19 protein-coding genes are annotated in these 25,703 nt (G+C 43.1%); 5 read left to right on the top strand and 14 right to left on the bottom strand.

What is annotated here, in order from left to right:
• Positions 1-379: 379 nt before the first annotated feature.
• From NKI27_RS05225 to NKI27_RS05215, 3 genes are all read right to left on the bottom strand, one after another.
• Positions 380-1,963 carry a fatty acyl-CoA reductase gene (locus NKI27_RS05225; RefSeq protein ID WP_265048633.1) on the bottom strand — a complete coding sequence of 528 codons (1,584 nt, stop codon included), beginning with the start codon at positions 1,961-1,963 and terminating at the stop codon, positions 380-382.
• A gap of 403 nt (positions 1,964-2,366) precedes the next feature.
• Positions 2,367-3,239, bottom strand: coding sequence for an alpha/beta hydrolase (locus NKI27_RS05220; protein WP_265048632.1), 873 nt, complete (start codon positions 3,237-3,239; stop codon positions 2,367-2,369).
• A 22-nt stretch (positions 3,240-3,261) separates the two neighbouring features.
• On the bottom strand, positions 3,262-4,722 hold the full coding sequence (locus tag NKI27_RS05215; RefSeq protein WP_265048631.1) for a MinD/ParA family protein: 1,461 nt from the start codon (positions 4,720-4,722) through the stop codon (positions 3,262-3,264).
• 527 nt (positions 4,723-5,249) lie between these two features.
• Between NKI27_RS05215 and NKI27_RS05210 the strand changes: the two genes are divergently transcribed.
• The 4 genes from NKI27_RS05210 to NKI27_RS05195 all read left to right on the top strand — a co-directional run bounded on the left by NKI27_RS05210 (position 5,250) and on the right by NKI27_RS05195 (position 11,839).
• Entirely contained in the window at positions 5,250-7,367 is a 2,118-nt protein-coding gene (locus NKI27_RS05210) for an HDOD domain-containing protein (RefSeq protein WP_265048630.1), read from the top strand.
• A gap of 130 nt (positions 7,368-7,497) precedes the next feature.
• On the top strand, positions 7,498-9,669 hold the full coding sequence (locus tag NKI27_RS05205; protein WP_265048629.1) for an EAL domain-containing protein: 2,172 nt from the start codon (positions 7,498-7,500) through the stop codon (positions 9,667-9,669).
• A 434-nt stretch (positions 9,670-10,103) separates the two neighbouring features.
• Positions 10,104-10,757 (top strand): class I SAM-dependent methyltransferase, encoded by a 654-nt coding sequence (locus NKI27_RS05200; RefSeq protein ID WP_265048628.1) that lies wholly within the window; start codon positions 10,104-10,106, stop codon positions 10,755-10,757.
• A gap of 74 nt (positions 10,758-10,831) precedes the next feature.
• Entirely contained in the window at positions 10,832-11,839 is a 1,008-nt protein-coding gene (locus tag NKI27_RS05195) for a DUF2156 domain-containing protein (RefSeq protein ID WP_265048627.1), read from the top strand.
• Positions 11,840-11,962: 123 nt separating this feature from the next.
• Here the strand turns inward: NKI27_RS05195 and NKI27_RS05190 are convergent, their stop codons facing one another.
• The 5 genes from NKI27_RS05190 to NKI27_RS05170 all read right to left on the bottom strand — a co-directional run bounded on the left by NKI27_RS05190 (position 11,963) and on the right by NKI27_RS05170 (position 17,266).
• Complete coding sequence (locus NKI27_RS05190) at positions 11,963-12,748, bottom strand: substrate-binding periplasmic protein (protein WP_265048626.1); 786 nt, start codon at positions 12,746-12,748, stop codon at positions 11,963-11,965.
• Positions 12,749-12,857: 109 nt separating this feature from the next.
• Positions 12,858-13,703, bottom strand: coding sequence for a glutamate racemase (murI, locus tag NKI27_RS05185; protein WP_265048625.1), 846 nt, complete (start codon positions 13,701-13,703; stop codon positions 12,858-12,860).
• On the bottom strand, positions 13,693-15,591 hold the full coding sequence (locus NKI27_RS05180) for a GldG family protein (RefSeq protein WP_265048624.1): 1,899 nt from the start codon (positions 15,589-15,591) through the stop codon (positions 13,693-13,695). Before NKI27_RS05180 ends, murI begins: the two co-directional genes overlap by 11 nt.
• A gap of 17 nt (positions 15,592-15,608) precedes the next feature.
• Complete coding sequence (locus NKI27_RS05175; RefSeq protein ID WP_265048623.1) at positions 15,609-16,343, bottom strand: ABC transporter permease; 735 nt, start codon at positions 16,341-16,343, stop codon at positions 15,609-15,611.
• Complete coding sequence (locus NKI27_RS05170) at positions 16,340-17,266, bottom strand: ABC transporter ATP-binding protein (protein WP_265048622.1); 927 nt, start codon at positions 17,264-17,266, stop codon at positions 16,340-16,342. Before NKI27_RS05170 ends, NKI27_RS05175 begins: the two co-directional genes overlap by 4 nt.
• A 245-nt stretch (positions 17,267-17,511) precedes the next feature.
• On the opposite strand from NKI27_RS05170, the gene plsB reads away from it, so the two are divergent.
• Positions 17,512-19,989 carry a glycerol-3-phosphate 1-O-acyltransferase PlsB gene (gene plsB / locus NKI27_RS05165; RefSeq protein WP_265048621.1) on the top strand — a complete coding sequence of 826 codons (2,478 nt, stop codon included), beginning with the start codon at positions 17,512-17,514 and terminating at the stop codon, positions 19,987-19,989.
• A 155-nt stretch (positions 19,990-20,144) separates the two neighbouring features.
• Here the strand turns inward: plsB and NKI27_RS05160 are convergent, their stop codons facing one another.
• The 6 genes from NKI27_RS05160 to NKI27_RS05135 form a co-directional block, all read right to left on the bottom strand.
• Positions 20,145-20,960, bottom strand: coding sequence for a class I SAM-dependent methyltransferase (locus NKI27_RS05160; RefSeq protein WP_265048620.1), 816 nt, complete (start codon positions 20,958-20,960; stop codon positions 20,145-20,147).
• A gap of 14 nt (positions 20,961-20,974) precedes the next feature.
• Complete coding sequence (locus NKI27_RS05155; protein ID WP_265048619.1) at positions 20,975-21,304, bottom strand: hypothetical protein; 330 nt, start codon at positions 21,302-21,304, stop codon at positions 20,975-20,977.
• A gap of 42 nt (positions 21,305-21,346) precedes the next feature.
• Entirely contained in the window at positions 21,347-22,147 is an 801-nt protein-coding gene (locus tag NKI27_RS05150) for an undecaprenyl-diphosphate phosphatase (RefSeq protein WP_265048618.1), read from the bottom strand.
• Positions 22,148-22,323: 176 nt separating this feature from the next.
• On the bottom strand, positions 22,324-23,058 hold the full coding sequence (tsaB, locus tag NKI27_RS05145; RefSeq protein ID WP_265048617.1) for a tRNA (adenosine(37)-N6)-threonylcarbamoyltransferase complex dimerization subunit type 1 TsaB: 735 nt from the start codon (positions 23,056-23,058) through the stop codon (positions 22,324-22,326).
• A 139-nt stretch (positions 23,059-23,197) separates the two neighbouring features.
• Complete coding sequence (gene adk / locus NKI27_RS05140; RefSeq protein ID WP_265048616.1) at positions 23,198-23,854, bottom strand: adenylate kinase; 657 nt, start codon at positions 23,852-23,854, stop codon at positions 23,198-23,200.
• A gap of 395 nt (positions 23,855-24,249) precedes the next feature.
• The gene (locus NKI27_RS05135; RefSeq protein WP_265048615.1) at positions 24,250-25,647 is read right to left on the bottom strand and encodes an HDOD domain-containing protein; all 1,398 of its coding nucleotides are present in this window, start codon (positions 25,645-25,647) and stop codon (positions 24,250-24,252) included.
• Positions 25,648-25,703 lie beyond the last annotated feature (56 nt).

Raw genomic sequence — 25,703 nt, 5'->3', positions numbered from 1 at the left:
TGTCAACATATGATTTATTGTTTGTATTGAAATGATAGTTCTATTTCTACGCTTCAACTTGCCAGTTTTAAATTAGACCAAGGTATAGCGTCTCAAAAGACTGGAGATTAAATGCAGAAGCCTTTCATGGTTGGAATTTTATTCTTTTATTGGCGGTTAATGACTTCAATTAAAGCGCTATCCTCATGAAGTATAATCAATTTATTAGAAATAGACATAAAAACTGCAGTCGGCCAAGGGCCGACTCTACAATAGATCAACAAGCACTCCTCCCAGCCTATAGAAGCAATACTTTAGCGCGAAAAGAGTCAATTTAGCACCTGCCCTTGTACTAGTCGTGCCGCTTTTCATCACGCCTACAAGGGCTAGCATTGCCTTTTTATGCGGCTTTACTCTTTTTGTCTTCGACTGCAGGCTTACGCTTATATGGCTTGCGCTCTTTTAACGCATAACGATTTAAACCCGGTATATGAATTTTTCGTATATATCGCGCCCAATCTATTAACCGTGCGTCAACGGGGAATATTGAACGCTCTGTTTCATTGATACGTTGACTCAAGGCGATAAGCTGCGGGTTATGAAATCGATATTTTGGTTCGGAATAAAACGAAAAAACGGTGGATAGATTCATGGCAGTTTCAACATTATCCAAAGTTTTTACATGAATATCCTGCCCAAACCACTTGCCCACTTTATTGAGCATCATCAGTGGGAGTTTTATGGTATTCATCATACCTAAAAATAGATGCTTACTTACCATCACAAACGGGCGTTTGGGCTTGCGATAAAACAGTTTCTTGTATTGTTGATAGTTTTCGTCTGCTTCTTGTTGCACCAATTTAATCATTTCATCAATAGTCACAGGGTTAGTGCCGCTGCTACAGCATTGGTAAACCCTATGCGGAGGGTTGACGCTATTCCCTAGAAACGTTGTATCCGTTTGATCTAGCAACTCTGCAACACCAAGAATGATGCTATTTGCAACAAGGTCTGCAGGTATTATATCAATAATGCCGTTAGGATCTCCGGGGAAAAACGTCACCTTTTCTCGCGCATAAGCCATCAAAATAGCATCTGCGACTTTAACGCCCTCTATCCAGCCAGGAACAGGGCCTATCAATGTACTTTCTACAATCGCCGGGCGTAATAGGGTTAACGCAGTCTCTTGTAACGTTTTCCTTAAAATCTGCTCTCCCATCCACTTGGTAAATGTATAGGTGTCATTCCAACCCAAACGGTTCGCTTCAGCAATACCTAAGTCGATTAGTTTCTCTTGAAGTACACCCTCGGTGTAACTACTTTTAAGTGCCGCCACTTTATCCTGAAGCTCTTCTATCAAGCCTTCGACACGATAGTATCCGCGATGGTCATACGGAATGAGTCCGCTCGCGGGTTCAACATTTTCTTCTGCTAAATCACCTTGGTTAAACCCATTGACATAGCAAGTTGAGACCTGAAGAACAGGGATACGTCCCGCTAAACGTGAAAACTCAGCAATATTATAAAGAGACAACGCATTAATCGAGAGCGCTTGATCAAGCGGTTCTCTAAAATTGACACTGGCAGCAGAGTTCACCACAACATCAACTTTATTAATAAGCAGATTAAACTCTGCGGTATTTAACCCAAAATGTCGTTCCGTTATTTCGCCCGTAATGCAATGTATATTTTGATCACAAAAGCGCTGAAAAGCTTCGGGGTCATCGGCATTCATTTTTTCAAAAACCGAAGCGCTAGCGATTTCGTGCTTAAATCTACCTTGTGCCGTTGGGTACTTTGAATTCCCTCGAATAAGCAAATGAATCCCGCCAATTTCAGGGACGTCACGCATCAACTTTTCGATAATAACTTTGCCAACAAAGCCCGTTGTACCTGTCACAAGAACGTGTTTACCTTTAAGCGCATTAATTACTGATATGCCGGTATTTTTGAGTGCTTTAACACTTAACTTATTCGCAACCATAACTCACCTGTGCCTAAATTATTGTAAGCATTTCCTTATGCGTTATATATTTAACCGAGTTTGATTCGAACTCAGTTAAACAATATTTATGCCTTTCATCTGGACTCAACAACACAGCTCGTTAGCGTTATATTTATTCTTCAGTTTGAACTGATTTAAGCAACATTGTGAGCCCAATCAATACAAACTTCCAGCGCCTTCTAAGATGCGATTGTTATATACAGCTTTACAGATCGTTACACGTGGAATAGTGAACCAGGACTCGTTTTTTAGGATTTCAAGAACGCGCGTGAGGTATCGTGAACAGACTCACAGAGCAGTCAGGACGTACTTTGCAGAACAATTATGGATTGTAGAACAACCGAATTTAGAGGGCGGCTATACTATTGAAAACAACAAACTATCAGAGATGAATATCAAACCATTGCTTGGCAAGATCATGAATTTTATCTTTCTGGTAATCCAAATGGCCGACATGACCGCTGCGGGGAATAATATTGAGTTGTTTTTGTGCGCGAAGTTTTTTGTATAAGAGGCGAGCCGACTTAGGCGGGTCAACCTGATCGTCTTCGCCATGAATAACACACACAGGAATAGTAATTTTATCGACGCGATCAAGCGTATCAATCACCACACTTTCAATAGCGCCAGGTAACGGGTAAGCACTATAGCCCGCCTTAAAATAAGGGTCGTCAAAAAACGTCTGACTAACGTCGGGATTACAAGACACTGGCACCCGAATAGCCATTTCATACAAAGAGAGCTTAATATCCTCTCCTGATATTTTTTGTTTTAATGCGCCAACTTTCGACACAGATTTGAAAAAAGCGACCTCAAGAGGGTTAATCACATTTCTTACTGTCGCATCGAGTGTCACTAACGCGTTTAATCGAGACTGTTGTGCAGCCGCTTCAAGAACTGCAGTTCCGCCTGATGAGAAGCCAAGCGCCCCAATACGGGATGCATCAATTTCAGGATGAGCCGCCAGCACATCGATGGCAGCATTAACGTCAGGCACCCACTCAGCCATCTTAACGTGGTACCTTCCACCCTCACTTTCACCGTGGCCATGCATATCTAGCGCAAGGGTGGCATACCCATTTTCTGCCAGAAACATCGCAAAACCAAAGAAGTGCTCTTTGTAATCAACCGCACCGTGACAAATAATAACGGCGGGTAATAATGCCGCATTGGCTGATTGTTTATTTTCGGGGATAAACAACATGCCCGTTAGGCTGTCGCCCAACGAATTAAATTGTAGCGTTTCCTTTCTCATACTGAGTCCATTCTTAAAAAGTCTATGATTCTACTAGTGATGCATATTTAATTGATTCTAATAAGTGATCTAACGAAACCTGCCCTTTAGAGGCTCTAATCTTTTCAATCAGCCGATCTTGGCTGCCAAACCCTGTTTCATCATACTGGTGTTTTTGTACAGGTGCATCGACCGCGGACGACAAGGTCTCTGTGATCTCCCCATCGTCTGGCTTATTCTCAGGGACCTGCTTCAATCTTGCTAGGTTTTCTATCACTAAGCATCTATCTTCATCACTTAATGTGGCAGGGTCTATAACGTGAAGCAATCCATGTAGTAGATCACTCGCCGCACGCCCTAATTGATCACCATAACTAAAGATACAACTCGATAAAAGAGTGGTGACCTGCTCAGGCGTGGTGTCATCATTTTTCAAAAAATGATTTAGCCTAACTCTCAGGTCAATCCACTGATCTTCAGACGATTGATGCAATGGAAGAACGCTCTCATTCGTCTTATGAGTATCACTTGCTGGGTTTTGGATTAAATGACGATCAATTGCTTTGCTTTCAGCAACCGTAGCATCTTCAGTGCTTACCGGTGCTGAAGACACGCTTGCCCTCTTTTTGCTTGAACGTTCAACGACTTTTTCCCAGTAGGTACTAAACGAAACACGGGGGACTTTTCCACGGTTATATGCGTTGTCTAAACTGTCGGCTAATCGATAAAAGCTTTTACAAGAGGGGTCGCTCTCAGGCAACAATGAAACCGGCCTTTGGAGTGTGACCGATGCACGGATACTTTCATCCATCCAGACATAACCTAAATACTCCGTACCTAAGCCTATGTATTTTTTTACAGCCGCATCAAAACGACGATATAGGCTCTCTGCCTTAACAGCACTTTTAGCCATATTCACCACTACCTGGGGAATTCGCTTATAGCCACGTCTCCGCAGTACCTTCAACAGAGAAAACGCATCTGTTAGTGAGGTTGGTTCAGGTGTAATGACAATCGCAGCCATTTGGGCGGCAGCAACAAAATGCAGTACAGTCGAAGAAATACCCGCGGAGGTATCAATAATTAAATAGTCATACTTGGGCTCGAGATACTGTAACGCTGACACCAATCGCTGTTGTTGTACGCCTTCAAGGTCAACGCATTTAGAAAAACCAGACGCACCAGGGATAATATCCAGACCTGCCGGCCCGGTGACCACAATGTCTTCGATCGATTTTTCATCAGTAAACAAGTGTTCTAGTGTATAGGCAGGAGTAATACCAAGCATGATATTGACGTTAGCCATACCCATGTCTGCATCAAATAGACAGACTTTAGAGCCTGATCGCGCAAGGGCAAGTGCTAGGTTTACAGAAAGACTGGTTTTACCCACGCCACCCTTGCCGCTAGTAAACGCAATAACCCGCGTCTTTTTAGCCTCACACCTTTTAGGTAAAGCCGGTGAGACAGGTACAACTGAAGAAGTATTACTCTTTATAGCCATTAATTAATACTGCCGGGATTTTCATTCTTATTTTTTATTGGGGCTAATTAAAGAACCCTAATCCCTACTCATAGGTTATAACGTATGCCTCATTCTATAACGATTAATGATGATAAAGAACAAAAAATAATGACTACAATCTCATTTTTTATCTTGGCAATCCTATAAATAACCTAAATAAACACCAACAACCCTTTAATTTTTAACGAATATTCTTTAGTATCTAACCATTAAGCTGTTTAATAAATGAACTAAAGATAAAAGTTTTTATACAAAAATTGACCTAAATTATTGTTATATAAGGTTAGAAACCTGACGCTGTACCTATTATTTTTTTGGTTCAAACATGACAAGCAAGGCGTGTTTGTAGCCAAAAAGAGGCTACTTAGTAGGAAAGTAGCATTGTTTTATTAAAAAAAACTGAAGCAGTTAACTGCGAATGTTTACTAAAAATTAAATAATAAAGAGTGTCCTCACCGTTTTAAGTAATGAGTGATCACTTAATAATAATATAAAGAAGTAAATAGATGACAAATAAGCCGGATGCCATTTTTGAGGCACTTAAGGTAAATAAGCTACCTTCTCTGCCTCATATATTGGTCGATATGTTGGTCGCTTGCCAAAGTAGTACCGCCAATTTCCAGCAGGTATCCGATATTATTAGTCGTGACGCTGCAATTTCTGCGCGCGTCATTTCTCTTGCCAATTCATCGTTCTACTCCAGAGGAGGCAACATAAACTCTCTGGAAAGAGCCTTATTAGTACTCGGCACAGAAACTATAAAAACGGTTGTTATCACCGCGTCAGTGCAACAGTTTTTTTCTGGTTTTAATACGACCCATACTCAATATTTGAAACACTTCTGGCGGCGCTCTCTCTCATGCGCCCTATTGGCTAAAGCGCTGGCGACTTTAACGAGCTATCAGCAACCAGAACAAGCTTACCTAACTGGGCTTTTGCATAATATTGGCGAATTAGTGCTTGAGACAAATTACCCCGATCAATACAGCCAGCTGATTCAGAATGAAGCAAATGAACACACCCGCATAGAAATTGAGCACACACTATTTCTAACCCATCATTCTGACGTAGGTGCTTGGCTCATTGATGAATGGAACCTTGGCACATTTGCCTCAGATGCTATTCGCTTCCACCACGCCCCCGTTAATGCAGTGCTCGATGCTCACCACCTCGTCAAACTCATATTTTTATCTAGCCAACTGAGTAAAGAAAACGCACTCGATGAGCCCGAAAGTTTTGAAATAGCAGAAAGCATGTTTGGTCTCTCGGCTGCATTAACGTCAGAGATAGTCGCTCAGATTCAAAACGAAGTGGTTAAAATTGCTAAATCACTCAAGATCGATATTGATAGTCGCCCTGGTAATGACCTTGAATCCGAAACCGATAAGAAGAAACAGGTGGCGTTGGCCGAACAAGTCAGAAATATAGGCTTATTGCAATCGGCCAATAATCATCTTTCACAATCAACATCGCTCCCCCAACTATTTCAAGGCATTCAGGAAGCCGCTGAACTGCTGTTTGGGTATAAGGGTTCGCAAGTATTATTAATTGATCCTACTGATGGTATTCTAAAATATCAGCATTTTTCAGACTTGGATCACTCAGCTTCCGAAACAACGCTTTCAATCTCGCTTCAGCCAGCCAGATGCTTAATCGCCCGTTCCGTCACTAGCAAAACCATTATCCACTCTGCAAACCAAACTCTTTTTCCCGAAGCGCTACCCGCTATTGACCAACACTTCGTTAAGATCACCCAAAACCGTCACATTGTATCTGTCCCCATGACCATTAATGGCTGTGTTATGGGTGTGTTAGTGATGGGAACATCCTCTGAAAAAAGCATCACCCCAAACACCTTACACCTACTTGATTGCTTTTCATCAGAGGTAGCCAATGCGTGCGAACGACTCAATAACACGATTACCGAGTCTTCAACTTCATTAACAGAAGAAGAACTTCAACTAAAAATAAATGATGCAGTACATGAAGCCAGCAATCCGCTCAGCATCGTCAGAAACTACCTTGAAGGGCTTGCCCTAAAGCTCGGTAATGCGCATGAAATACAGTCTGAAATTGATATTCTAAAAGAAGAAATTGACCGCGCGGGCCAAATCATCCTAAGACTACGAGACCTCCAACACACAGAAGCAGATCAAGCGCCAGGTGTAGACATTAACCGGGAAATTATGGATCTCAATAAGCTGTTTCAAGGGTCACTATATTTAAGTCATGCAATCAATTGCCACGTATCATTAGACAACAAATTAAAACGCCAGAAAGGCAACCGAAACCCGATTCGACAAGTACTCACAAACCTGATCAAAAACGCCTCAGAGGCGATGGAGTCAGGGGGTGACATCTACTTAAAAACCTCCCATAACGTGAATGTAAATGGTCGGGACTTCATAGAAATAGTCGTGACTGATAAAGGCCCTGGAATACCTGACGACATACTCAGTAATCTATTCCAACCTGTTACCACCACTAAAGGACAGAGGCATTCAGGGCTTGGTTTAAGTATTACAAAAAACTTAGTCACAGAAATGGGTGGCACTATTAGCTGTAGAAGCAATCAAACGGGTACAAAAATACAAATACTCATACCTGTGAGAAATATCGATTAAATTAAAAAAGGGTGTTAGTTGCTGCTAACCAATAGCGCAACTAGTCTGGCGAAGAGCCAAAGGACATTAATGTAAGTTAAGGAGGACAACTCATGATAATAATGAAACTTGAGTAGGTCATAAGTGCAGTATGAACGCTGATATTAAAGACATTGACCTGTCTATAAATATAAATAAAGCGCGCCTTCTTGTTGTTGACGATGAAGAGCGACTATTAACCAGCCTTAAAGAGCTATTAATTGCTAACCACTATCAGGTGGATACAGCACTTGGCGGCAAAAATGCCTGTTTGCAACTCAGTAAACAACAGTATGATCTTGTATTACTAGACTTGCGCATGGGTGACTTTAGCGGGCATCAGGTCATGGATTTCATGTCTGAAAAGCAAATCAACACAGCCACTATAGTGGTGAGTGGTGAATCTTCCTTTTCAGCTGTCAGCAAAGCGCTTCGTCGTGGAGCTTATGACTACCTTAAAAAACCTTATGTGCCTGAAGAGTTATTAGCAACAGTCGAAAATGCGTTGCAAAAAAAGCTATTAGAAAAAGCGCATAACGCCATGCAAATTCGCCTTAAAAAGTCTGAAGAACTGCATCGATACATCGTAAATAGCTCTCCCGATATCGTTTTTATGCTTGACCGTGAAGGTCGATTTACCTTTATTAATAATAAGGTTGAGTCTGTTCTGGGCTATCAAAAGCAAGAATTACTTGGCCAGCACTATGAACTCATTATAAATAACAAAGATGCTGAGCGTGCAGGCTACATTTTTAAAGATAACGAACAGAGTGGCCGCACTACGAGAACCATTGAGTTACACCTTAAGTCTCGTGGAGATAGTCGAGCTCAACGCTATTTTGAAGTAACGGTATTTCCCATTGAAAGCAGTACATCTAGTGTAAGTAACACACCAGGCAGCAGCCTTAAACAACTAATAGGCACTTATGGTACCGCTCGAGACATCACAGAAAGAAAAGAAGCCGAAGAGTTTATCAATTTTCAGGCTTATCACGACCTTTTAACACGCCTCCCTAACCGAGCCCTTTTTAAAGATCGACTAAGCCTAGCTATCACGCATGCCAAGCGAAACACGCAAAGTCTTGCGGTGATGTTTTTGGATCTTGATCGTTTCAAGGTTGTGAATGACACTCTGGGGCACGCTATGGGCGACCGCTTACTTCAGTCAGTCTCTATGCGCCTCGAAAACTGCTTACGAGAAGGCGATACACTATCCCGCTTTGGTGGAGACGAATTCACACTCCTGCTACCCGATATTTCATCAAAAGAAGACGCTCGCAAAATTGCTCGAAAAGTAATTAACGTACTTAAAGAGCCCTTTATACTGGGCGAGCATGAAGTCTTTGTGGGCGTCAGCGTAGGCATCGCAATGTATAGTGAAGCCGGTAACAGCGTCGAGCAACTTATTCAAAATGCTGACATTGCCATGTATCACGTTAAAGGCAGAGGAAAGGATGGTTACAAGTTTTACTCTGACACAATGAATGTAACGTGTTCAAACCGACTTAAAATTGAACGAGACATGCGTAACGCACTCGATAACAAAGAATTCAGGGTTTATTATCAGCCGCAGATTAATGCAAAAACCGACGAAATTATCGGAGTTGAAGCGCTCATTCGGTGGCATCACCCAGAACGCGGCATTATTTATCCATCAGAATTTATTCCGTTAGCTGAAGAAACCAAGCTCATCGTAGATATCAGCGAATGGGTACTTGCAACAGCCTGTGCTGAAGTTAAAAGTTGGATCGACACAGGCCATAAAGATATACGACTAGCGGTGAACTTTTCGCCATCTCAAGTCGAACACCCTCGCTTTGTAGATATGCTCTTCCAACAACTTGAAGAGCATAATTTTCCACCCGAGAACTTAGAAATTGAGCTCACTGAAAACGTTATCATGAATGACCTCGAGCACATGATTCAAAAACTAAGTAAGTTAGCCGATCATGGGATCACCATCGCTATTGATGATTTCGGAACAGGATACTCATCACTGAACTATCTCCATAAGCTTCCAATTCATACTTTGAAGGTCGATCAATCGTTTGTGCATGATATTCAGAGCTCAGACAATGATGCCTGTATTGTTAATGCGATTGTTGCTATGGCACATGGGTTAAAGCTCAATATCGTTGCTGAGGGCGTCGAAACCGCAAGCCAACTCGAATATCTCAAAAGCTTAGGCTGTCATGAAATACAAGGGTTCTTCTTTGGCAAAGCCAGACCGGCAGATGAAACCATTCAACTAATCAATCATGGTGCTCAATCAAAAGCCAGTTAACCCAATAAGCAAGTAGCAGCAATGGATTCAAGTGTATTGCCAGGGGGGCTAAAGCGTTTACCAAATCATCCATAAGCACCCACCTCCTCTCCTGTTAAAGTAGGAACTAACAAACTCGTCCTTTTCATACCGTATAGGCTCCAAGACTTACACCTACCAGCCTAAAACCCAGTAATAATGCGACTCTAAAGCCGATTTTTAATTGTCTAACAATCCAAAAAATCTTGTCTAACACTCAGATTTTTTCACTGTTTTTTTTGCAATATTTTACGTTTTGTTAAGTTTTGCAAACAAAAATGAGTGTTGCCTCACAGCTTTTGAGAGGTCGCTTCTTTACCATGATTCCATCAAAAGCTGATCAGTTCTAAAGCTGAAAAAGCAACCGACAATAATTTAATGCGACGGACTTGCAGTAAAACAACAAGAGATTGAGCATGAAAGATAAGTATAAGTTTATTGGTCCTGCATACGACCTCCTCAGTAGTATTTATGGCGGAGAGTCTATCCATAACTGTAAAAGAGCAATGCTCGATGCAGAACACGTTAAGCCTGGCGACAAAATTCTGATCGCCGGTGTCGGACATGGTAAGGATGCCATTAAAGCAGCCGAGCTAGGTGCCGATGTAACGGTCGTTGATTTATCAGAAACCATGCTTCGTAAATTTAAAGAGGCCGTTGATAAACACCCTGACAACCTCACCATCAGACAGGTTCACAGCGACATTCTTAAATTTGAAGAGTTTGAGAAGTACGACATGGTCGTTGCTAACTTCTTCTTAAATGTGTTCAGTGAAGAGATGATGCTTGAAATCCTGCGTCACCTAATGAAGTGCGCCAAGCCTAAAGCAAAAGTTGTGATCGGTGACTTTGAATACCCGTCAGGCAACATTATTAACCGTACACTGCAAAAAGCATACTGGTACGGTGCTGTAACGATCTTCTGGGTCGCTGCTAATAATGCAATGCACAATATTTATAACTATCCCGAAATCATGAAAGAACTGGGTCTTACCATTAAAGACCAAAAGCAGTTCAGGTTTTTAGGGCTAAATTGCTACTGGTCCATTATGGGTCAGAAACAAGCCTAATTAAGAAAGCTCAACATAAATAACAAATAAATAACAAAAATAAAAAATAGAAAAACCCGATAGGAGACACTGGAATGAATAATCAAGCATTAGTTCATAACGGATTAAACATTACGAGCGAGAATAGCTTTACGTTCTCTGAAAGGGTTGAGTACCTTAAAAAGTACGGCACCCATTCCCAGTCGTTCTCTACGCTACAGCCTGGCATGCAGTATTTTGACATCCCAAACGTTGGCTACATCGGATATATGAAACAGTGGGGGGCAACCTTTGTGTTGTCTGACCCCGTTTCAGACAAAAAAGATTTCGAGCTTATCGTCACGGCTTTTCACAAAAAGTTCCCTAATGCTAGCTATATCCAGATCAGCAAGCCTGTTGTGGACATTCTTCATGAAAAGTTCGGCCTTTACGGGACACAATTTGGTTCTGAATCAACCATCGATTTAAAGAATTGGTCTCTAAAGGGTAAAAAGAAGCAGGTTCTTCGTACAGCCATTAACCAGGCCGAAAAGAATGGCATCACCGTTAAAGAACGCTTTAGTGATGACCACACACGTGAAATATCAGACGCGTGGATCAAGACACGCAAGTGTAAAAGTAACGAGATTAGCTTTTTGATTCGTCCAATGAAGATGGATTATAAAGAAAACGAGCGACATTTTTATGCGTATGAAGGCGACAAAGCGGTTGGCTTTGTCTACTTTGATCCCATTTATCGCAACAATGAGATCATTAGCTACGTACCCAATATCTCACGTGCAAATGCGGAGTTTAAACAGGGTATTTTTTATACGCTAATGACTCATGCGATGGAAGTATTCAAAGAAGAAGGCGTACCTTACCTTGATCTTGGCCTAATACCGTTGATGCTGGCTGATGAAATAGAACCTCAAGAATCAAAGATATTACGTAGCATTAGTAACCTAGTTTATGAAAAAGGTAACTCGCTCTATAACTTTAAAGGGCTCGTCTTCACTAAAGGGCGTTTTAGAGGCGATATTAAGAAAACTTATTGCGCACACAAAGGTGCATTACCCCTTAGAGCCTTTATCTCAATATTTAAGCTCACTAAGGTTATCTAAATACTTAGAGTAAGTCTTGTACGAGTAGAATTTAGACTAACAATAATAAAAATAGCTAGAACATTAAAGGCGGATTTCTGAAATGATCCGCCTTTTTTTATGATTGCAATAAACCTTAGGCGCTTATACGCCAGGTTCAGATAATACAACGGATACGGGTATCCATTTGCTTATCGTTGACGTTAAAAAACCATTCTCTTTCCAGCGTTCTAATGTGGTATTAAGCTCTTTCTGAAGCGATTCGTTACCCGTTTTTACAGCCCATGCTAAATACTCGTCTGTTAGCGGGGTATAAAGACCAAATAACCGCTCATCGGTCGGGTACGAACTCGTTAGCTGCCAAACCGTTGGTGCGTCATGCACAAAGTAGTCAATGTTATTATTGATCAAACCTTCTATTCCTTCTTGAGTCGTGGCAAAACTCACGTGTTCTGAATTTTTCAGCTTATTGGTCACAAATTGCTGACCCGTTGTATTCAATGAGTAACCGACACGGTGATTGCCAGACATCAACTCGATTGTGGATGATAGGTGCCCAGCGTCATCAGCTCTGATAATCGCCATCTGCCCTGTTTCCATATAAGGCTCAGAGAACATCACCATGCCTTTGCGCTTCTCAGTCATAGATACACCAGACATTACAACATCTACTTCTCCAGAGTCCAAAGCCTCAAGCAGATCTTCCCAAGCATACGTTTTTATATTAATAGAGGCATTAAGCGACTCGCCCAGCGCATTGGCAAAGTCAACTTCCATACCTTGTACTTTTCCATCTTTCTCAAAAGCCAGTGGTGCATAGTTCGTCGCCATACCCACATTAATGACTCTGCCAAAATCGCCAAAACTTGCACAGCCCGCTACAATCAATGCAACCAAGCCTAGCACTGCACCTAAATACCATTTTTTCATTATTATCCCCTAACAATTTTCATTGACGGTTAACATTCAGATCATTCTGGACGTTAGTATTATTGGTAATGCAACTTATGGCTATAAGCGATTTCCACTAAGCAGCACTTTAGTTTATATATTCTTGAATTTCAAAATCCTGAAAACCCAATGACGAAAGCCGCTGATTAAAGTGTTCATTGGCAACCGCCTCACCCGTAAAGCGAACTTGATGGACCGGCTTGACGGAGGCGTCTATTGTTAAGTTTGCTGACTCAAATAGGCCTTTGACACGCTTAGCAATAGCGCTACCTGAGTCTACCCATTCAACCTGCTGAGGCGCACAATTGTTCAACTGCGATTTCAGCAACGGAAAGTGTGTGCAGCCCAACACAATTTTATCCACTGGTTGAGCTAATGTTTCACAAAAAAAGTCCGCTAAAATGCTCGCTAATTCTGCCTCATTAATCTCCTCCCCCCTTAGATAAAGTTCTGCCATTTCAACCAATCGACTGCTTCCCACCCGAATAACATCACAATGAGAAGCAAAGTCGGCGACTAACTGATTAGTATAGTGCCGCTGAACTGTTGCTGAAGTGGCCAGAAGACCAATAGCCCCCGTTTGCGTTGACTCTGCCGCAGGCTTAATAGCGGGCACAACACCGACCACAGGGATGCTTAGCATTGCTCTCAAGTCAGAGAGCACTAAGGTACTCGCTGTGTTACAGGCAATCACCAGCATATCGGGCTGATAGCGTTTACACTGTGCTGACAAAACAGTCGTAATTCTACTTCGAAGATAATCTTCTGATTTAGTGCCATAAGGAAACGACGCATTATCCGCTATATAGATAATGCGAACGCCAGGGCACAAAGAAAGGATTGATTCACAGACGCTTAGACCGCCTACACCTGAATCGAACACCATGACAGTGGGAGACCGCGCTGCGGCCTCCTTTAAAGTGCTAAGCGACACGCTTTCTGATAAACCTCATAAGCACTAACAATAATGTTAGAAGTAATGGAACCAAGAAAATATTGATCATTTTTAACTCTGTACCCAATGATTCAATATCCCTATCCAATTGATGCTGTACATCACGAAGCTCTTTTCTTATTTTGATTTTCTCATCCTGAAAACGTGCAAGCTCTAATGCCTGCTCTTCAGACAAAATCGCGCTGTCGCCGCCTCCGCGTATCTGCTCCATCTCAAGCAGCTTCGCTTCGGTCTGCTCTAACTGCTCTTGTAGCACTTGCTGCTGCGCTAAGAATTGCTCTTCAGCATGTCTTCGTAGTTCCTCGACCTTTGTAAAAGGCCTCGAAAAACGACCGCGGCTACGAATATTTATGAGGTCTTCATTACCGGCTAGGTTTTCAAGTGCGTTGATCAAAAATCCTGCATTATCAGCCCACGGCGACACAACGCGCTGACCAAAAAACTGTTGCACTTGAACCCATAGTCGATCGCTAAGTATATCGGTATCGGCCACTACAATAACGTTTATATTATCGTTTTTGAGCACATCTGGAACCAATAATCGCTTAACCATTACAGGTTCTGCCTCAGGTACACCGGGCTCTTCTTCTACCACCTGCCGTTCTTCTACTTCCACACCTTCAGGAAAAGCCGAATTGGCAGCCCCTGTTATTCTAGCCGCTAATGTATACTGCTTACCCGTTGGCGTAAATGACTCCATTAACGATTCTGGATTTTGTAACGCTTTTAAGCGATCAGCTTCCAGAGGCTGAGACTCAATACTTGACTGTATTAACGGTACAACCTGAGTAGTAGCGCCTTCAACAGTATCTAGAATGCCGACTGATGAAAGATTAATACTTTCTAACCCTGCCATCACCACGTCTTGATCATTAAACGCACCTAAATCAAGACCTAGTAGCCCAATATGACGAACCGGATTACGCCCTCCCCCCATATTCACCACGAGTGAGTTAATAAAATCCCCTACAATATGTGCGTCTTGAAGCGCAATACCCCATTCGGCAAATAGAGGTGATAAATCAGAGCGTCGACTTGCCGTTGCGGCCATCGGCGCGGGTGGTATGTCCGCTTCAGCAAACGGATCAACAAACACCAATGTACGCCCCCCCTTCATCACGAATTGATCAATAGCAAACAGCGTCTGTTCAGAGAGATCTTTAGGGTGTACCAATAATAGAATGTCAACCTCAGCATCAATGGCGTCAATATCTTCTGCCAGTGGTCGCACATCAAACAGGTCTTCCATTTGTTGCATCACCACCCAAGCAGGTTGGCGCTGCTGAGTCATATAATCAAAGCCGCCGTTAATGTTCACACCACTAATAATACCTACGACCGGTAGCTCAGGGTTAGATAAGTTATAAATTAGTTTGGTGAGTTCATACTCTACAAACTGCTCTTTATCGGGCTGAAAGAAGCTAATAACCTCTTCCCCGTCACTGTCATTAGTGCCTACTAGACCAAAGAATATCTCATCCCCTCGAATCCCCACTGGAACCCCCTGAAGACCTGCTGCCGAGGCTTCATCTTCTTCTTCAGAGAATGGGATGGGGTCAACAAACGAAACGGTTAGTTTACCGTCAGCCAAAGTCGCATACTCATCTAGCAGTTCTTTGATTCTATGAGCATACGTTCTTAGCCCTGGCAATTCGGCTGTCGCTTTTTCAGAAAAATAAAGTTTTAACGTGACCGGTGAGTCGAGTTCACTCAGTATTTTTTGTGTTTCATCTGTCAGCGTGTACAGCTGCCCTTCTGTTAAATCAAAACGCACCCCGTTAAACAGTCGAGCGCTCAGTAACGAAAAGACAATAAATATGGCCAGAATAACAATCAGGCCAGTTTTAGAATGCATGATATTTTTCATTAATCTAATTCCCTACCCTAATCTGCTTTTTTAATGTTGATAACAATCGTGGTTGCCGTTAACCAGCACACCGTCATTATTAAGAAATAAAGCAAATCACGAAGGTCAATGACACCTCTTGAAACTGCATCAAAATGGGTTAAAAAGCTTAGCGAAGAGATACCGTCAATCAGCCAGAGTGGCGCCCATTCAGTAAAGGCATCCAAAACCATTGGAAAACCAGCCGCAACAAATACAAAGCAAATAACCAGCGTTAAAATAAACGCGACCACCTGACTTTTAGTCGCTGCTGAAACACATGATCCTATGGCCAAGAAGCCACCCGCCATTAGCCAACTGCCTAAGTAGCTCGCTAATATAACGCCATTGTCTGGCTCGCCAAGATAGTTCACCGTCACCCAAACAGGAAACGTTAACATCAATGCGACACCAATAAATAACCATGCCGCGAGAAACTTCCCTAATACCGCTTGCACAACAGTAATAGGCAATGTCATCAACAATTCTATCGTCCCGCTTTTACGTTCTTCAGACCATAATCGCATCGCGATAGCAGGCACCAGAATAAGGTAGAGCCAAGGTATAAAATTGAAAAATGAGATTAAGTCAGCCTGACCCCGCTCAAAAAATCGCCCCAAATAAAAGGTGAACACACCCGACATCATCAAAAATATGACGATAAATATATATGCTAAAGGTGTCGTGAAATAGCTAGCTAGCTCACGCCTCATAATGATCTGAGTTCCCATCATGCAATCTCCCCTACGGTTACCTGACGAAACACATCATCAAGCCGGCCCTTTTCAACATGAAACTCTTCAACCTCCCAATCTTGTGCGTGGATCAGCTCATTCACCTGTTTAAGCACCGACTTACCGGTTTCAGGAAAGACCGTAATCAGGCCACTTTCATCATCGCATTCAATACCGTAAACGTTAACGAGCGATTCAAGTTTTTGCTTTACTTCGTAAGGGTGGGTGAACTTTACGGTGACAGCATTATGGTATTTTGATTTAGCTGCTAACTCGGCGGGTGTTCCGTCAAACACAATATTGCCTGAAGAAATAATCAAAGCCCGGCTACACACGGCGCTTACTTCTTCAAGAATATGTGTTGATATAATGACTATTTTATCTTTAGACAAGTTCCGAATAAGTTCTCTAACTTGATGCTTTTGGTTAGGGTCGAGCCCATCTGTTGGTTCATCCAGAATCAATACCTGAGGATCATGAATAATGGCTTGAGCAATGCCGACCCGACGCTTAAACCCTTTTGATAAGGTTTCGATACGCTGATTAAGCACCTCTGATAAAGCGACCTGCCCAACCACTTTGTTAATACGTTGATCTAACGCTTCACCACTAAAACCCCGAACCTTGCCAATAAAGCGTAAGAAGTTCAGAACAGTCATATCCCCATAAGAAGGCGCTCCTTCAGGCAAATACCCCATCTGTTTTTGAGCGTTCATTGGGTTTTTAGCAACATTTTGTCCCATTACCGTCACCTGCCCCGAGGTCGGCGCTAAAAAACCGGTAATCATCTTCATGGTAGTTGATTTGCCCGCACCATTAGGGCCTAAAAAGCCTAGTACTTCGCCTAGTTTAACATTAAAGCTGACCTTATTTACGGCTGTAAATGGGCCAAACCTTCGCGTTAATTCTGAAATTTGGATCATGACGAGTGAATAACTCCCTCTTTTCTATTTATATATACGTATCAATGACACTTCTATACGTCTATCTAGCACTCAAAATATATGAACAGTTTATATGCTTTTCAAGCGCTTAAATAGGTGAAATCATAGACAAAAAGAAATATCTCTTATACTTTTTGGTAATGTTATTGAAAGGTTTCGGCTTTACTACCTTGAGCCTTAACAGATAAACTTACCATTACTATTCAACCACGCAAGATGAGACTATGAGCCACTTTTTAGGATTAAGCTCCTTTTTCTTCACTATTTTGAGAAAGATACTTTTTTTCTGGGTTAAAACTGAAGTTGTCGGTAACGATAAAGCGTTTTTGCAATTAGACCCCGATAAGCCTGTTTGCTATGTATTGCAGTACAGTTCATTTTCTAGTCGTCTGGTGCTAGAGCAAGAGTGCCTCGCAGCTGACCTTCCCTCTTCACAAGCACCACTTCCCATTGGCGACAAAGATATTCGCCGCTCATTCTTCTTTCTATATTCACGACAGGGACAATGGTTTCGAAAGCGCCAAAGCCCAACAGTAACAGAACGTTTGAAGCAAATGGTGCACGAAGCGGGCCTCAATCCTGAAATAGATGTTCAAATTGTACCTGTTTCATTGCTATGGGGCCGAGAGCCGGAGAAACAGAAGTCGATGTTTAAAATGCTTTTGTCTGATAGCTGGTCGGTAGCCGGTCGTTTACAAAAGTTTTTAATCATTTTGATTCATGGGCGAAGTACCTTTGTACAATTCAGTAAGCCTATATCATTGCAGGCCATCGTTAATGATAAAAAAAGCGACACTGAAAATAACGAAGAAATCGCTACACGTAAGCTGGCAAGAATATTACGCGTACATTTCCGCCGCACCCGGCAAGCTATTCTTGGCCCTGATTTATCCCACCGTCGCACATTAGTTCAGTCACTCATCCACAGCACGGCCGTTAAAGACGTTATCCGGGAAACCGCTAAAGAAGAAGATATTTCACCTGAGAAGGTAAAAGCGCGAGCCATTAAGTACGGTGACGAAATAGCGTCTAACCTCTCCATGACGGTGATTCGTTTTTTATCTCGAATCCTATCTTGGGTATGGAATAAAATTTACAACGGGGTCAATATTCGAAATATTGAAACGGTTCAGGAGATCGCAAAAGAAAACACGGTAATCTACGTACCCTGTCACAGAAGCCACATCGATTATCTCCTGCTTTCATACGTACTATACAAGCACGGTGTCATGGTGCCTCACATCGCGGCGGGCATTAACCTCAACATGCCTATCATTGGACCATTACTTCGCCGTGGCGGTGCTTTCTTTATGCGCCGAAGCTTTAAAGATAACAAGCTCTATGCCGCAATCTTTAACGAATACCTCTATCAAATGTTTTCAAAAGGCTACTCTGTTGAGTACTTTGTAGAAGGAGGTCGAAGCCGCACCGGTAGAATGTTGCAGCCTCGCCCAGGCATGATCGCCATGACCGTGCGAAGTTACTTGCGAAACAGCAGCAAACCTATCGCCTTTATGCCTGTTTATGTAGGCTATGAAAAAGTACTCGAAGGACGAACGTACTTAGGTGAACTGCGCGGCAAAAAGAAAGAGAAAGAATCCGTTTTTGGGCTATTTAGATCACTTTCAAACCTCCGAAAGTCATTCGGTAAAGTAAATGTGAACTTTGGCGAGCCGATCTATTTAACTGAGTTTTTAAACCAGCAGCAGCCTCAATGGAAAGATCAAGCCTATGATGCAGAGTATCGTCCAAAATGGCTCAACGCGGTTGTAAACGACCTCGCAGATGAGATCACGACTCGTATCAATGATGCGTCATCAATTAACCCAATCAACATGACAGGGTTAATTCTTCTATCGACGGCCAAACAATCGATGGATGAGAAAATTTTAGCAAGCCAGATGGACACATTTAGTAATCTTCTAAAACAGATGCCATACAGCCCTCATATATCGTACCCCGATGGCTGCGGCAAAGATTGGTTAGAATATGCTGAAGAAATGGGCTTGATCTCACGACAGAAGCAAAGTTTAGGTGACATCATCACCTTAGAGGGAAATAACGCAACACTGATGACGTATTACCGAAACAATATTCTTCATTTGTATGCAGTGCCCGCGCTTGTCGCTAGCCTTTTTCAGAACAACCCAATGATGAAAAGGGAAAAAGTCGTATTCTTAGTCAGCTCTATTTATCCCTATATAAAAGCGGAGCTATTCATACACTGGAGCAAAGACGAAATTGATGATGTCATCGAACAATGGATAGACATATTGATCAGCAACGACCTGCTGCACGTTGAAGGTGATAGTCTTTGTCGCCCAAGCACCGGGTCGGCTAACTTTGTATTACTCAGCGTATTGGCGCGCTTTATTATTCAAACCATCGAGCGCTATTACATTAGTATTGCGGTACTGCGTAATCAAGGGCCTGGGGTTATCGATGCAACGGAGCTTGAAGAACAAAGTACTCAGATGGCTCAACGGATGTCGATTCTTTATGGACTCAATGCGCCTGAGTTTTTTGATAAGTCGCTATTCAGACACTTTATTGCGAATTTGAAAGAAAACAACATCATCACCGAAGATGAAGACGGTAAGCTAGTGTACACTGATAAATTAGCCGCCGTTGTAGAAGACGCTAAGCTCGTTTTGAATGCAGAAATGCGACAAAGTGTATTGCAGGTGACGACGCTGAGCTAAGGGTTGTTAAAACCCTGATTCCGCTTCGCTGCATCAAGGCTACAAGGGCTGCGTTAATGGTGTTTGTGTCGCTCTGGTGTTTAGTGTCATCCCCGCGAAGGTGGGGATGACAACAGAGGACAGCCGGCTTTAGGTTACCAATAAACCGTATTTTATTATCCCCCTTTCAGTCCATCTAATGACTTCAACGTATAAACATCATAACGACTGCTTTTACCCTCTAGCTTCAAAGTAGGCTTAATACCTTCAATCTCAGGTGCTTTACGAGGTCGTTTAACCACAACACGGTAGCGCGCTTTTTCTAACGCGGCCTTAAGTAGCTCAGCAGCGTCTAAGTCGCCACCCACCAATGGCTTAAACAGCCGCATTTCTTTTTTAACGAGTGATGATTTGTCACGATCAGGAAACATCGGGTCAAGATAAATAACATCCGCCACAGGCTCTGTTTGAGCCGTTAGCCATTCAATGCTGTCGGCATTAATTAAGGTCATTAACGACGCAATCGGGGCTACATCGTAAGATAAACGGGCACGTTCAAGCCCAGCCGATAAAAGCTCAGCCACTACAGGCGATCGTTCTAAAAGTGTCATCTGGCAGCCTAGACTAGCTAATACAAACGCGTCTCGACCTAGGCCGGCGGTTGCGTCTAACACCTGTGGTGTGATGCCTGACTTTAGGCCTACGGCTTTGGCGATCATCTGACCTTTGCCGCCTCCAAATTTGCGTCTATGATCAACCTTACCTGAAACAAAATCAGCATTAACAGGCCCGGGTGCCCCTTTTCCGGTTTCCACCAAAGAAGGACCCGTTGAGTCATAAATCATCAAAAAAGGAAAACGACGCTCTTTTGAGGGTTTCACCTCACCGAGTACTTCTAACCCTAAGCGTTGTGCAAAATCGTTAGCCGCGGCCTGATCGCCGCCCGCACTTACGGACACCGCTAGAGTTTCTTTGATATCAATTGGATTCATTTGAAGACATTCATCTAAGCAAACAGGTCGATACCGACTAATACGCCACCTTCGAACTCTTGTGCGGCTATTTCTGTTTGCTGGTAAGTATTAAGCGCTTGCTGAGTATTTAAAGATAAAGACTCATTAGATTTAAAGCGACTAACATCAATCGCCTGAGAGGCTTGTTTCTGCTCTACCCTGCGCTGCAATTCAGCAGGGTCAATAGTATCTCGGTTGACGCGATCAGCACGACGCTCTCTTCCTGCTTCAGACACCTCATTCGTTTGAGGCAGCCGAGTATTAACCCCCTCATTAAGAGGACGATTAACATTTACAGGAATAATCGCGTTATTTATATCCAACCTTAACCTACCGTATTTCGCCTATTGATCTAAACCGATGCATCACAGCAATAAATATAGCCCTAAAACCGCACCGAGTAAAAGGCGGTAAATGACAAAAGGTGTAAAGCCAATGCGCTCAAGAAAACTCAGAAACAAATGAATACAGGCATAAGCGCTTAAAAAGGCCGCAACCGTACCCACGCCAATCATGGTCCACTGTGCATCCGTACCGGTTTGAACAAGCTCAACACTTTTTAACAAGCCCGCTGCAGCAATCAACGGAATTGACAGTAAAAATGAGTAACGTGCAGCCGCATCACGACTAAAGCCTATTAACAAAGCAGCGGTCATGGTGATACCTGATCGAGAGGTTCCGGGTATTAGCGCCAACGCTTGAGAGAAACCGATGATGAGGGCGTCTTTCCAATTGATTGCTTTTAACGAACGTTCGCGGCTACCGTTGAAATCTGACCACCATAACACCACTCCAAACAATACAGTCGTAGTGGCAATAACAGCCGCCGATCGTAGATTCTCTTCAATAAAATCATCCAGCAATAGCCCTGCGATTCCTGCGGGGATGGTGGCTAAGACAATCAACCAAGCCAAACGACTTTCATCACTATTTTTGCGTTTAACCACACTGTCGACCCAAGAAAGAGTCAGACTAATAACATCTCGTCTAAAATATAGCACCACTGCAAGTAACGTTCCCACATGAACAGCTACATCAAATGCAAGCCCTTGGTCTTGCCATCCCAGCACTTGTGAAGGCAAAATCAAATGGGCAGAGCTTGATACGGGCAAAAACTCCGTTAGCCCCTGTATTAATGCCAGCGCTAATGTTTGAAACCAATCCATTTTTGTTCCTTGTGCTTATCTGTATGTAAGTCGTTGATGAAGTATGTTGTCATCCTTGCGGAGGCCGATATCTGATTTATAAGGTGCCTAATAGCAATGGATTCCTGCCTTCGCGGGAATGACAGCAACTGCTTTAGTGACAGCTCTTTAGTAACAGTAATGCCTATTGTGATTTTTTATTCCCGCCCTGGCAGTTTTTTCCAAGTCACCGTATCACGTAAATAAACCGGTATAGCGAATTCTGCCGAAACAATATCATCTGAAGCCCCGCCTGATGCGCTAAATTTACTGTCCGCGATTTTAGCAATATATTCTGCTTTCGCCATTAACGCTTCGTCGACTACAGCCACTCTATTTTGCACCGTCTCAGGCATTCGCTGAATAAACGACCAGCCACTCCCTACCCCCGAAAACTGACCAACGCTTGCACTACCAACCCCGTCAAAACGGCCTTCAGCAAGCGCTACCTGCTCTGGTTTAGAAACACACTCGGGTTGAATTGCAATCACCTTATTGTCGGCAATTTCAAACGCCCCCCAATACACTTCATCCATACGGGCATCTATAGCGGTTACCACTTGCTGGTGTCCGCCAACCATAAACGCCTCGAGCGCCATAGCCTCAAGAGTCGATACTGGCACTACTTTAATGCCGAGCCCATAGGCTAAACCTTGAGTCACCCCAGCCGCAATACGCAACCCCGTAAAAGAGCCTGGCCCTCGGCCAAAGGCAATAGCATCAAGCTCGTCTGCTCGGGTGCCACTATCTTTTAGCACTTGCTGAATCATCGGAATAATTTTACGCGTATGGTCACGTGGCACGACTTCGTAGGCGCTGGTCACGTGGCCTTCTTTAATGAGGGCCGCAGAGCAACCTTCAGACGACGTATCGAGCGCCAGTATACAAGCCATTGTTCTATCTCTCAGGTTGACGTAAAAACCAAATATCAGGTCATTTCAAAATAAGGTGTTCAAAAAAAAAGCTGTACCGGTAATCGGATACAGCCCTTTCAGAGGGCATCCCCTCTCATATAACGATCGCTAGTAGGTATTAACCTTCTAAGCCAGCAATAACTTTTGCACGAATATCGTCAACGGTGCCTACACCTTTAACTGCAACATACACTGGCGCATTTTCTGCGTCGTCTTTTGCCCAGCCTTGGTAGTACTCAATTAATGGCGCTGTTTGAGCATGATATACGTCCAAACGCTTACGAACAGTTGCTTCAGAATCGTCTTCACGCTGGATCAATGGCTCGCCCGTTTCATCATCTTTACCTTCAACCTTTGGTGCATTGTGCTGAATATGGTAAATACGGCCGCTCGCTTCATGAACTCGACGCCCACTTAAACGTCCAATAATTTCTTCATCATCAACACTAATCTCTACGACAGAATCAATTTTAATGCCGTTGTTTTTTAGTGCTTCTGCTTGTGGGATCGTACGAGGAAACCCATCAAACAAGAAACCATTTTCGCAATCTTTGTCTTTAATACGCTCTTGAATCAATGCGATGATAGTTTCATCAGACACTAAGCCACCAGATGCCATGACTTCTTTTACTTTGATTCCCAAAGGAGTGCCGGCCTTAACTGCTGCACGCAACATATCACCCGTTGAAATTTGAGGAATATCGTACTTCTCTGAGATAAATTGCGCCTGTGTGCCTTTACCCGCGCCCGGTGCGCCTAATAAAATGACTCGCATTGCTGGATTGCTCCCATAGTTTTATAAATAAAATGTTTAAAATACGTTTTCGTCTTACAGTTTTACGTTAATTGACGTGTGGCCTTATATTTCTGCTATATCACTCGATCCTGATCAAGAAATCAAACCCTCGCAATACGACCTTGTACTGAAAGATTCAAACGGTTTAATCAATCTTGTTTAGCTAATAACCACTACCAAGCCACAACTGTAAGTCATTCCATTAACTGCAACTCCCTTGCTAATTCAATGAATTATCAAATAGTTACGTCAAAAAAGACAGGTATTAGATTTGCTTTTTATCAAGCACCTGCAATGACGAGCCGGACATTATACGAAGTTGAGGTAATAAAAGGCAACAGAAAGGAAAAAGGAGATAGTTCAGAGTTCAAAGATTAAGCTGCCATTTCGGCCGCCATTGCATCTAAATCGCCACAGCACGCCATGACAGCTTCAGTCACTTCATTCGCGTGTTCAACCGTTAACCCAAGCGCTTCTATTAACGGTTCTGGGTCTTGTTCATTGAGTTCATCACCAATGCCAAAAGGTTTAAGTAGGCAATTTGCTAGTTGCACCAACTGCACATAATTTTGGCAGTCACCTTCATAGCCAATCGTCTGGTGCATCGCTGCTGATTTCACCACCTCTTCGGGCAGGTTCCACATTCTCAGAAGAATCCCACCTATGGTGCCATGTCCTAATGCTATTAAGTCTTGCGCGCCCCCCATACCGAATACCTGCTGTTCGACAGCCTCCATCGATTGTTCAGGACTGGCCTCTCTTAACTTATTTAGCATACAGAACTCAGGTGGAAACAAATGCCCTACAAGCAATAAGCCAAAATTATGAAGTAAGCCAACAAGGTACGCTAAACCACGGTCAACACCCGCCTCTGCTGGGAGCTTGGGCGCCAATTGCTGGCATAAGTTTGCGGTATAAAGCGTGTGTTTCCAAAATGCATCAAGGCCTAACGGGCCTTCTTTTGGTATCTCAAATGCTTTAGAGGCCGCCACACCCATCGCGATATGAGCCACACGTTCGAAGCCAAGCACGATATTAACAGCGTCTTGCACGCTTCTGATGTCACCCTGATAGTTAAACAAGGCAGAGCGCGCATAACGCATAATTTGTGCGGCTAGACTGGGGTCACACTCAATGACATCGGCTAACTCTCCAACCGATGAGTCTGGGTCAGTAACAAGATGAAGGATTTTTACCGCTATTGCCGGCATCGGTGGCAGGCGATAAAGCTTTTCTAATTTTTTAGCGACATCATCAATCGAGATATTGCCATTCGTTAACAATGGAGCACTGAGTGTGCCTTCTTTCCATGTTGCAATTGCGCCTTTAGCTGCCCCTGCAATAGCCAGCCTGAATGATCGACCATCCATCTGCAGCATTGTGGTATTACATCCGCTCTGAAGATAAAACAGATCTTGTTCTAATAATGAGTCATCTATAATCATCGGTATGCCGTAAGCGCCGCCCACGGGAGGCTGTGCGCCAGTCTCACAGTCTGTGAATAGTTTATCAGACTGCTCCGACGTCAACGGTTGAAGGTTTCGCCCCAATACTTGATTAACGGCATCAATATTTAAATCAGTAGGGAAAGGGCAAACAGCCATTACAACCCCCTTAACATCAATCAGCAAAACTGACTTTAAGGTGGCCTCAGGCGTTACATGGGCTTTACTGATTGCACAATCAAGAGACACCGCTCGCTCATGAGAAATTTCATGAACAAACACGTTTTGACGAACAAGATACTGATTCAACCTAACGGCTATTGGCACAAAAACACCACCTCAACTAAAGAATGTCGCTAGTTTAGCGCGTCAAACTTTGACTA

Origin of the sequence: Alkalimarinus alittae (assembly GCF_026016465.1) — a bacterium.
Lineage (GTDB): Bacteria > Pseudomonadota > Gammaproteobacteria > Pseudomonadales > Oleiphilaceae > Alkalimarinus > Alkalimarinus alittae.
This window is presented reverse-complemented; position numbering and strand designations above follow the sequence as displayed.